10 protein-coding genes and 2 tRNA genes are annotated in these 9728 nt (G+C 62.0%); 5 read left to right on the top strand and 7 right to left on the bottom strand.

Annotated features, from left to right (window positions below; translation table 11 throughout):
- Nucleotides 1-219: 219 nt before the first annotated feature.
- The 7 genes from atpC to B7G66_RS08225 all read right to left on the bottom strand — a co-directional run bounded on the left by atpC (nucleotide 220) and on the right by B7G66_RS08225 (nucleotide 7253).
- Complete coding sequence (gene atpC, locus B7G66_RS08255) at nucleotides 220-645, bottom strand: ATP synthase F1 subunit epsilon (RefSeq protein ID WP_003621987.1); 426 nt, start codon at nucleotides 643-645, stop codon at nucleotides 220-222.
- A 31-nt stretch (nucleotides 646-676) separates the two neighbouring features.
- Nucleotides 677-2158, bottom strand: coding sequence for a F0F1 ATP synthase subunit beta (atpD, locus tag B7G66_RS08250; RefSeq protein ID WP_003621986.1), 1482 nt, complete (start codon nucleotides 2156-2158; stop codon nucleotides 677-679).
- Nucleotides 2159-2189: 31 nt separating this feature from the next.
- Nucleotides 2190-3071, bottom strand: a complete 882-nt coding sequence (locus tag B7G66_RS08245) for a F0F1 ATP synthase subunit gamma (RefSeq protein WP_003621985.1) — start codon at nucleotides 3069-3071, stop codon at nucleotides 2190-2192.
- 16 nt (nucleotides 3072-3087) lie between these two features.
- Nucleotides 3088-4626, bottom strand: coding sequence for a F0F1 ATP synthase subunit alpha (gene atpA, locus B7G66_RS08240; protein WP_048859079.1), 1539 nt, complete (start codon nucleotides 4624-4626; stop codon nucleotides 3088-3090).
- Nucleotides 4626-5222 carry a F0F1 ATP synthase subunit delta gene (locus B7G66_RS08235; RefSeq protein ID WP_003621980.1) on the bottom strand — a complete coding sequence of 199 codons (597 nt, stop codon included), beginning with the start codon at nucleotides 5220-5222 and terminating at the stop codon, nucleotides 4626-4628. The genes atpA and B7G66_RS08235 overlap by 1 nt, the downstream gene beginning before the upstream one ends.
- A 310-nt stretch (nucleotides 5223-5532) precedes the next feature.
- On the bottom strand, nucleotides 5533-7053 hold the full coding sequence (locus tag B7G66_RS08230; RefSeq protein ID WP_003621978.1) for an MFS transporter: 1521 nt from the start codon (nucleotides 7051-7053) through the stop codon (nucleotides 5533-5535).
- Between the two features lie 126 nt (nucleotides 7054-7179).
- Nucleotides 7180-7253, bottom strand: a tRNA-Gly gene (locus B7G66_RS08225).
- Nucleotides 7254-7494: 241 nt separating this feature from the next.
- Here B7G66_RS08225 and B7G66_RS08220 point away from each other — a divergent pair.
- The 5 genes from B7G66_RS08220 to B7G66_RS08200 all read left to right on the top strand — a co-directional run bounded on the left by B7G66_RS08220 (nucleotide 7495) and on the right by B7G66_RS08200 (nucleotide 9600).
- Nucleotides 7495-7571: transfer RNA gene (locus B7G66_RS08220), tRNA-Trp, on the top strand.
- A 138-nt stretch (nucleotides 7572-7709) separates the two neighbouring features.
- Nucleotides 7710-7904 (top strand): preprotein translocase subunit SecE, encoded by a 195-nt coding sequence (secE, locus tag B7G66_RS08215; protein WP_040512887.1) that lies wholly within the window; start codon nucleotides 7710-7712, stop codon nucleotides 7902-7904.
- A gap of 8 nt (nucleotides 7905-7912) precedes the next feature.
- Complete coding sequence (gene nusG / locus B7G66_RS08210) at nucleotides 7913-8443, top strand: transcription termination/antitermination protein NusG (RefSeq protein WP_003621974.1); 531 nt, start codon at nucleotides 7913-7915, stop codon at nucleotides 8441-8443.
- A gap of 141 nt (nucleotides 8444-8584) precedes the next feature.
- Nucleotides 8585-9013, top strand: a complete 429-nt coding sequence (locus B7G66_RS08205; RefSeq protein ID WP_003621972.1) for a cupin domain-containing protein — start codon at nucleotides 8585-8587, stop codon at nucleotides 9011-9013.
- Between the two features lie 359 nt (nucleotides 9014-9372).
- Nucleotides 9373-9600 (top strand): hypothetical protein, encoded by a 228-nt coding sequence (locus tag B7G66_RS08200; RefSeq protein WP_003621715.1) that lies wholly within the window; start codon nucleotides 9373-9375, stop codon nucleotides 9598-9600.
- Nucleotides 9601-9728: the final 128 nt, after the last annotated feature.

The following is a 9728-nucleotide window of genomic DNA, read 5'->3' as shown; positions in this document are numbered from 1 at the left end:
CTTTTTGGAAAAAGCTTCACCAAAAAACCTTTATGATTTCAGTATGTGATCAAGCCTGACTTTTCAAACAGTCTCTCACACGCCAAAATCCCGATCCGTTACAAATACCCCTGAAACATAAGGATAGTCCTGAATACTCCCCGGGACTTCCTGCCATAAAAAAACGGCACCCCCTGCGGGATGCCGTTTTTCATGATGGGTCGTGCAAAAACCGCGTCGTCAGATGGACATCTCTGGCGTGGCGCTTTTTGCTGCATCGATTTCCGCACGGGCGGACTGCATCTTGTCCATCAGGATATCCAGAGCCGGGACATTCATCTTGTCCGCCTCGTCATAGGATTTTTCCAGTGCGGTCAGGCGGGACTGCGCATCGGTTGCGGAAAGGTCCGCAACCGGCGTCGCATGGTCCGCCAGAATGGTGCAGTGGTCCGGCGTCATGTCGGCAAAACCACCAGACACGAAGAAACGATGGGCAATGGCGTCGCCCTCGTAAATCTCGACAACGCCACCGCGCAGCATCAGCATCAGCGGCGCATGCTCCGGCATCGCGGCGATATCGCCCTCGGAACCGGGCATGACCACCATGTCAGCCGTGTGGGAGAAGAGGGTCTTCTCCGGGCTGACAATCTCGACCTTAATCGGCATGGTCTGTCTTCCTTGCGTCAGGGGCCAGTAATCAGGCCGATTCCTTCATCTTCTCGGCCTTGGCCACCGCTTCCTCGATCGCGCCAACCATATAGAACGCGCTTTCGGGCAGGTGGTCATATTCGCCCGCGACAATCGCCTTGAACGAACGCACCGTATCAGCCAGCGAAACCAGCTTGCCCGGCGCACCGGTAAAGACTTCGGCCACATGGAACGGCTGCGACAGGAAGCGCTGGATACGACGCGCACGCGCCACCACCAGCTTGTCGTCTTCCGACAGTTCATCCATGCCAAGGATGGCAATAATGTCCTGCAGCGACTTGTAGGTCTGCAAGATACGCTGCACGTCGCGCGCCACCTGGTAATGTTCGTCGCCCACGATCTTGGGGTCGAGCGAGCGGGAGGTGGAATCCAGCGGGTCAACAGCAGGATAGATTCCCATTTCCGCGATGGAACGGTTCAGCACCGTCGTCGCATCAAGATGGGCAAAGGTTGCCGCAGGCGCCGGATCGGTCAGGTCATCAGCAGGAACATACACAGCCTGCACCGAGGTGATCGACCCCTTCTTGGTGGAGGTGATGCGTTCCTGCAGGGCGCCCATTTCCGTCGCCAGCGTCGGCTGATAGCCCACGGCGGACGGGATACGGCCCAGAAGCGCGGACACTTCGGCACCGGCCTGCGTGAAGCGGAAGATGTTGTCCACAAAGAACAGCACGTCCTGACCTTCGACATCGCGGAAATATTCCGCAACCGTGACGCCCGACAGGGCAACACGGGCACGCGCGCCCGGCGGCTCGTTCATCTGGCCATAGACCAGTGCGACCTTTGACCCTTCGGTGGAGTCGCCATCAAGCTTGATAACGCCCGCGTCCTGCATTTCGTAATACAGGTCGTTACCTTCACGGGTACGTTCACCCACACCCGCGAACACGGACACGCCGCCATGCGCCTTGGCGATGTTGTTGATCAGTTCCTGGATGATAACCGTCTTGCCGACGCCCGCACCACCGAACAGGCCAACCTTGCCCCCCTTCAGATAGGGGCACAGCAGGTCAACGACCTTGATGCCCGTGGGCAGGATTTCGGTCGCGGCCGCCTGTTCGTCGAATGCGGGGGCGGAACGGTGGATCGGCGAACGACCCTTTGCCAGAACCGGGCCACGGTCATCAATCGGTTCACCGATGACGTTGAGGATACGGCCAAGCGTGCCCGGCCCGACCGGCACCGTGATCTGCGACCCGGTGGCGACGACTTCGGTGCCGCGGCTCAGGCCATCGGTCGTGTCCATCGCGATGCAGCGGACTTCGTGTTCGCCGATTTCCTGCGCGACTTCGAGGACCAGCGTCTGGCCGTTGAGAGAGACATGCAGCGCATCGAGGATATGCGGCAGCGTGCCTTCGAACTGGACATCGACGACGGCGCCGCGGATCTGCGTCACACGGCCGACGACGTTGCTTTTCTGCGACTGCCCCTGTGTGGAGACAGGAGCCTCGTGAGTTGTGGTTTCCGACATGGGACAGCTCCTGGAGCGTGGAGACCGATCTTCAGACTGCCTGGGCGCCCGAAATGATCTCGATCAGTTCATTGGTGATATTGGTCTGGCGGGTGCGGTTATAGGTCAGCGTCAGGCGGTCAATGGCCTTGCCCGCGTTACGCGTGGCACTGTCCATCGCCGTCATCCGCGCACCGTTTTCACCCGCGGCGGTTTCAAGCATGGTCGCATAGATCTGGACCTGCAGGTTGCGCGGCAGCAGGCGCGACAGCAGCGCGCCCTCATCCGGCTCGAACTCATAGGCCGCGGTTTCGCCCGCTGCCTCGTTGTCGTTACCCGCAAGCGCCAGCGGAATCAGCTGCATTTCCGTCGGGACCTGCGACATGACATTCTGGAAGCGGTTATAGACCAGCGTGCAGACATCGAATTCGTCGCGGTCCAGCATGCCGGAAATCTTCTCGCCAAGGTCGGCGGCGACCTTGAACGACACGTCCTTGCCCGACGCCATATGGATATGGCCGACGATCAGGTCCGAAAAGTCGCGCGACAGATATTCGAACGTCTTGCGCCCCACCGGCAGCAGACGCACGGTCTTGCCTTCCGCCTGAAGCTTCAGGATCATGTCGCGCGTCTTGCGGTTGATGTTGGAGTTGAAGGCCCCCGCGAGACCGCGGTCACTCGACATCGGCACCAGCAGGTGGGTGGCGCTGCCCCCCGTCCCCACGAGCAGCTTGGGCTGTCCGCCCTCACCGCCCATGCTGCGGGCAACCTCGGCGAGCATGCGGCGCATCGCGTCGGCATAGGGGCGCGCCGCCGCTGCGCGGGTTTCCGCCCGACGCAGCTTGGCCGCAGCGACCATTTTCATCGCGCTGGTGATCTTTCGCGTCGATTTGACGCTACCGATCCGTGCGCGCAGTTCCTTCAGGGAAGCCATGGATGCGCGTTCTTCCTCAGTTGACGAACTGACGGCCGAACGTCGTCAGGAAATCGTTCAGTCGGCTTTCGATATCCTTGGTCAGCTGACGCTGGGTACGGATGGATTCAAGGATGTCCTTGCCTGCCGAACGCGTTTCCTCAAGCAGACGCTTTTCATACGTCGTGACCTGGTTCACCGGCACGGCATCGATATAGCCACGGGTGCCTGCATACAGCACGACCACCTGTTCCTCGACCGAGAGCGGGGAGGTTTCGGGCTGCTTGAGCAGTTCGACAAGGCGTGCGCCACGGGCAAGCTGCTTCTGCGTCGCGGGATCAAGATCCGACGCGAACTGCGAGAACGCAGCCATTTCGCGATACTGCGCCAGTTCCAGCTTGATCTTGCCGGCCACCTGCTTCATCGCCTTGATCTGCGCGGCGGACCCGACGCGCGACACGGAACCACCAACATTCACCGCCGGGCGGATGCCGCGATAGAACAGGTCGGTTTCAAGGAACACCTGACCGTCGGTGATGGAAATCACGTTGGTCGGGATATAGGCAGACACGTCACCTGCCTGCGTCTCGATCACCGGCAGGGCCGTCAGCGAACCGGCGCCGAACTTGTCGGACATCTTCGCCGCGCGTTCCAGCAGGCGCGAATGCAGATAGAACACGTCACCCGGATAGGCTTCGCGTCCCGGCGGACGACGCAGCAGCAGCGACATCTGGCGATAGGCGACGGCCTGCTTCGACAGGTCATCATACACGATCAGGGCATGCATGCCGTTATCGCGGAAATATTCCCCCATGGAGCACGCGGCATACGGCGCCAAGTACTGCATCGGGGCCGGGTCGGACGCGGTGGCCGCCACGACGATGGAATATTCCATCGCGCCGGTTTCCTCCAGCGTGCGGACCAGCTGCGCCACGGTGGAACGCTTCTGCCCGATGGCGACATAGATGCAATAGAGCGACTTGGACTCGTCACCCAGGGCATTGACGCCCTTCTGGTTGACGATGGTGTCGATCAGGATTGCGGTCTTGCCGGTCTGGCGATCACCGATGATCAGTTCGCGCTGGCCACGCCCGATGGGCACAAGCGCGTCGATCGCCTTGATGCCGGTCTGCATCGGCTCGCTCACGGACTGGCGGGGCATGATGCCCGGGGCCTTGATTTCCGCGCGCTTGCTGATGACATCACCAACCAGCGGCCCCTTGCCGTCGATCGGGTTGCCAAGGCCATCGACCACACGGCCGAGCAGGGCCTTGCCGGTCGGAACCTCGACCACCTTGCCGGTGCGCGCGACGGTGTCGCCTTCACGCATCGCCGTATCATCACCGAAGATGACAACGCCGACATTGTCGTTTTCAAGGTTCAGCGCCATGCCGTGCTGGCCGGTGGCGGGGAAGACCAGCATTTCGCCGGCTTCCACATTCTGCAGCCCGTAAACACGGGCGATGCCGTCACCAACCGACAGGATGGTGCCGGTTTCGGCAACATCGACGGACTGGTCGAACGTGGCGATCTGCTGCTTGAGGATATCCGAAATCTCGGAGGGGCGGATTTCCATCACGCGGCTCCCTTCATGGCATGATGCAGGCGGGTAAGGCGGGATCTGAGGCTGGTATCATACAGGCGGGCGCCTACGCGCACGACCAGACCGCCCAGCAGCGCCGCGTCAACACGCTCCTGGATATTGACTTTGGAATAGCCGGCCTCGGCGAGGCGGCCGCGAAGCTGTGCGCGCTGCACATCGTTGAGGGGGTGGGCGGAGACAACGTCCGCCACCACCTCGCCCCGGCGGGCAGCGGCAATTGCCGCCAGGGCGGCAAGAATTTCACGAAGGTGCGGCAGGCGGCGGTTTGTCGCCACCACGCCGACGAAATCACGGATCAGCGGGTCGAACCCTTCCTTGTCCAGCACGGCGAGCAGCGCACGCGTGGCCTGACGGATATCAAGGGTGCGATCGACCAGCACGGAGGACAGGTCCGCGCTCTGCTCCAGCATGGAGGACAGGGCCTTCGCCTGGTCCAGCACAAGGTCGAGCTTCTGCTTGTCGGAGGCAAGGTCATAGAGCGCCGTCGCGTAACGGCCCGCAAGGCCATTGGCAATGGAGGCGATTGGTATTGAGGTCGTTCCAGTCGAATCCACTGTCCGCTTTTCCAATCCAGAATCGTGGGTCACACAAACAAGCTGCAGGCCCCGGAACACGACAGGCCCCAAGCTCTGCTGGCGCGGCTCTAGCACGCTGTACCGACCCACGCAACCGACACGGCCCTGCCCCGCCGCAGATTGTTTCACCGCGTGCCGTGGCATGGTCGTTCCGGCGGATCAGGCCACCGTCCCATAGCGGGGCGTAGCATACATACCTGCCCCCCGTTCGGGAATAGAGTTCATGAACGATTCGTCATGATATGGCCGACAGGGCGCGCGCACTGCGCATGCCCATCATGCGAAAACCGCATCACCAGACATGTCACGCCTGCCGCCCACCACCGCCCGAAGCGCGCGCGGCCTCCTCCCCGGCCATCAGCGCCGCCACCGCCTGCGTGCTGGCGCGGGCACGGGCGCTGGTCACGACGATCCCGATGATCGCGATCAGCACCGCCGCCGCAAACATCCCCCACCACATGCGATGCGTCGCCTGTGCGAACAGCGCCCAGTCGATCCTGCCCGCCTGCCCCGCAGCGCCCCCCGTCAGCGTGCCACACAGCGCAATGCCCAGCAGCACCCCGATCTGGCGGCTGGTGGAGGCCAGGGCCGCGGCGACCCCGGCCTGGCTGCGGGGCATGCCTGCAACGGCCGCGTTGGTGATGGGCGCATTGCACAGCCCGAACCCACACCCGCACAGCCCATAGGCCGCAAGTAGCACCCCAAGTGGCGTTGCGGCGGACAATTGCGTCAGCAGCAGCGCACTGACCGCAAATCCCAACGCGGATAGCAGCAGCGGCACCCGCGCGCCAATCCGCCCGACCAGACGCCCCGACAGCGGTGCGCAGATACTGCTGCATACGGCAAAGGGCAGCGTACACAGCCCCGCATGCAGGGCCGACATCGCGCGCGCGCCCTGAAGATAGAGGGTATTGAGGAACAGGAACGCACTGAACACCGCAAAGGCAAGGATGGCGGTCACGATCGCCCCCGAAAACGGCAGGGCATGGAAAAAGCGCAGATCCACCAACGGGGCCGTGCTGCGCTGTTCCACGATCACAAAGCCGACCATCGCCAGCACACCCAGCGACAGGAAACCGGAAATAACCGGATCACCCCAGCCGAAATCGCGCACTTCGATCAGGGCCGCGGTCAGCATCGCCAGCGTCACCATCACCAGCAATTGCCCCGGCGCATCGAACGGGCGGATATGCGGGGCGCGGGATTCGGGAATAAAACGCAGGCTGAGGAAAATCGCCATGGCCCCGATCGGCACGTTCACCCAGAACACGGCCTGCCAGTTGACCCAATGGACCAGCACGCCGCCCACCACAGGCCCCAGCGCCAACGCCACACCCGACGCACCACCCCAGACCCCGATGGCCTGCGCCCGCGCGCGCGGTTCGGTAAAGACATTGGCAATGATCGACAGCGCCACGGGATTGAGCATCGCGCCACCGATTCCCTGCAACATGCGCGCACCCACCAGCATCGTGATCGACCCCGACAGCGCACAGAGCATCGACCCGAGGCAGAACACCGAAATCCCGGCGACAAAAACCCGCCGCCGCCCCAACCGGTCCGCAATCGCGCCCATCAGGACCAGCAGGCTGGCGACCATCAGGGTATAGCCGTCCACCACCCATTGCAGGGTGGAAAAACTGCCATGCAGGGCGGTACGGATGGACGGCAGCGCCACATTGACGATGGTAACATCCATCATCACCAGCAGCAGGCTGAGACAGCATGTGACCAGCACGATGGTCGAATGGACCGGGGCGGGCGGACGTGCGGTCGAACGGGCGGGGGCCACGTCGGGGCCGGATGGCCGGATTGGGGCGGTCATGGCGTTCTGGTTCCCGTCAGTCGGAAGCACCCGCAGCCGCGACGCCCTGATGGCCCGCTGGACATGCCCGGCACGAAAACCAGTCCCGTGCGAAGCGGGGCCATAATCATCATGAAATGGGGGGAATGGAGCGGGCGAAGGGAATCGAACCCTCCTCAGAAGCTTGGAAGGCTACTGCATTACCACTATGCTACGCCCGCCCATTTCGGCGCATGTATAATGCGGGGCGGGGCGGCGTTGCAAGCCCCCATGGCCATGCCTTTGCCACTTTACATCCGGCGGGCATGTTTTTTGTGCCCATGTGCATGAAATCGCACACGCCCCCTTGACTTTCACCTCCAGACGTATTCTTTTCCGCCTCACTGTGCCGGGTACGCATGGGCATGCCACAGGATGGGACATATCGTCGCATCCCCGCTGGCAGGTCGATAGCGGCTTTGCAGGGGTGTAGCTCAATTGGCTAGAGCGCCGGTCTCCAAAACCGGAGGTTGCGGGTTCGAGACCCTCCACCCCTGCCATTCTCCGGTCGGGATAATTTCCTCCCTTCCGGCTTGGCATATTTTGGTCAGGGCGACGCCGTGCTGACCGGATTTCAGGCCCCCGCGCCCGCCGGGCATCCCGGTCAGGCGCGTCGGGTGTTGCAGGAAGGATGTTTCGTGTCGGTCAGTCCCGCGAAATTTGTAGAAGAAGTCCGCGCAGAGGCGAAAAAGGTCACATGGCCCACACGCCGCGCGACACTGATGACGACGGGCGCGGTCCTGGCGATGGCCGGGCTGGCATCGGTATTTTTCTTCCTCGTCGACGAGGTGATCGGCCTTGGCGTGCGTAAATTATTTGGACTGGGAGGCTGAGTTCAGCCATGGCCAAGCGGTGGTATGTCATCCACGTCTATTCGGGCTTTGAAAAGAAGATCGCCCAGCACATCACGGAACAGGCCGCCCAGAAGGGACTGGCCGACCATTTCGGGGAAATCCTGGTCCCGTCCGAGGAAGTGACCGAGGTGCGTCGCGGACAGAAGGTCAATTCCGAACGCAAGTTCTTCCCCGGCTATGTGCTGGTCAACATGGAACTGACGGACGAGGCATGGCACCTTGTCAAGGACACCCCCAAAGTGACCGGGTTCCTGGGAAGCAAGACCAAGCCGTCGCCCATTCCCAAGGCCGAGGCCGAGCGGATCATGAAGCAGGCGCAGGAAGGCGTCGAGCGCGTGCGTCCCTCTGTCACGTTCGAAGTGGGGGAACAGATCCGCGTGGCCGATGGTCCGTTCACGTCCTTCAATGGCACGATCGAGGAAGTGGACGAGGAAAAGGGTCGCCTGACCGTCAGCGTCTCCATCTTTGGCCGCTCCACACCGGTCGATCTCGAATACAATCAGGTCGAGAAAGTCTGATATCGCGCATTTCTGGCGGATCACGGCAAAGGCACCCCGACGGGTGCCTTTTTTCGTTGGTGCGCCATGGGCCGTACAGGCCGTCCCGCGCTAGACTTCCCCATATATCTGGACGGCCCCGGACATATGGAAGGACGCGCAATGAACGAGCGATACAGATTCGCGGATTTCGACGAGATCATGAAGCAGTTCCCCGATCAGGCCGATACGCTGATCGTGGATGCCTATCTGAGCGATTCGGTGGAAGCGAGCATGCGGCTGTTCCGCATCTATCACCCCCTGCCCCGCCATTATCATACGCAGTGTGACGAACACCTGCTGCTGTTACGCGGCAAGCTGGAGTTTTTGATCGAGGACGAACCGCCCCGCACGTTACAGGCGGGCCAGATGGTATCCTTCCTGCGCAATGTCGTACATGGCGTCAGACCGATCGGCACGGCCCCTGTCATCTTCTTCGCCGCCGATACCCCACGCCGCGCGCCCGATGACGTCCATTTCATAGACCCCGAAGCCGCAAAGGGTCTGAAATTCGTCAGTCATCTGAAGGACTATGCCAACACGATTGACTGAATTCAGCGGTGTTGCCCCCCATGACCCTTTGGAAATTGTGGCTTCATCAGACAGATCCGGGGGGGGTAAGGAATGCGCGGCTGCCGGGGGGCGGGCGGCACGCGCATCGCCCAATGCAGGCTGCCGCAATGTATGCGGGAGCGTTGCCCCCGAACCCCCACCAAAGGGTATTACCCTTTGGAAACCATGAATTGGTGATATGGCGTTTTTCCGCCATTGTGACGCGGCCTGACCTGTGAATATGTCACAGGCGGCATTTTGCGCATTGACTTGTGTCGCATGCAGGGGCATCAGGCCCGACCATTCATACATCGAAGTCGTTTTTGGGGGTGCCTGACCCCACCCCAGGAAGCCACGCCATGTCCCTTTCCTGCCTGCCCCGCACATCCTGCGCCACGCCTGCTGGCGTCGCGTCGTCACGTGGCGTCACCGCGAACGCGCGCCCCGCACGCACCCACCGGGCCATGCGGCAGGTGCGCGCGGTCCTGCGCGACATCTGGGTTGGGCCGGTCATCGCATTGGGCAGCGTCGTCTGCGGCGGGTTCTTTACATTGCTGACCCATCTGCTGGGCCACGGCGCGCCCTGATCCGTTGTCCCCCGACAATGGGGCGCATATCCCTCTAATCGAGGGTTTGAAAACAACGCATTGATAAAAACAGGAAAATTTTCCGGGTGCTGCCTTTCGATCGAAAAAGGCGGCGTCTTCTGAAGCTT

It is taken from the genome of Novacetimonas hansenii JCM 7643 (assembly GCF_000964405.1).
GTDB classification, from domain to species: Bacteria; Pseudomonadota; Alphaproteobacteria; order Acetobacterales; family Acetobacteraceae; genus Novacetimonas; species Novacetimonas hansenii.
The sequence above is the reverse complement of the archived record's forward strand: the minus strand, read 5'-3'. Positions and strand labels throughout refer to the sequence as shown.

What these genes read in the sequence shown, in the direction of transcription:
- atpC (WP_003621987.1), bottom strand. Translation starts at nt 645, where the DNA reads ATGCCGATTAAGGTCGAGATTGTCAGCCCGGAGAAGACCCTCTTCTCC.
- atpD (WP_003621986.1), bottom strand. Translation starts at nt 2,158, where the DNA reads ATGTCGGAAACCACAACTCACGAGGCTCCTGTCTCCACACAGGGGCAG.
- B7G66_RS08245 (WP_003621985.1), bottom strand. Translation starts at nt 3,071, where the DNA reads ATGGCTTCCCTGAAGGAACTGCGCGCACGGATCGGTAGCGTCAAATCG.
- atpA (WP_048859079.1), bottom strand. Translation starts at nt 4,626, where the DNA reads ATGGAAATCCGCCCCTCCGAGATTTCGGATATCCTCAAGCAGCAGATC.
- B7G66_RS08230 (WP_003621978.1), bottom strand. Translation starts at nt 7,053, where the DNA reads ATGACCGCCCCAATCCGGCCATCCGGCCCCGACGTGGCCCCCGCCCGT.
- nusG (WP_003621974.1), top strand. Translation starts at nt 7,913, where the DNA reads ATGGCCAAGCGGTGGTATGTCATCCACGTCTATTCGGGCTTTGAAAAG.
- B7G66_RS08205 (WP_003621972.1), top strand. Translation starts at nt 8,585, where the DNA reads ATGAACGAGCGATACAGATTCGCGGATTTCGACGAGATCATGAAGCAG.
- B7G66_RS08200 (WP_003621715.1), top strand. Translation starts at nt 9,373, where the DNA reads ATGTCCCTTTCCTGCCTGCCCCGCACATCCTGCGCCACGCCTGCTGGC.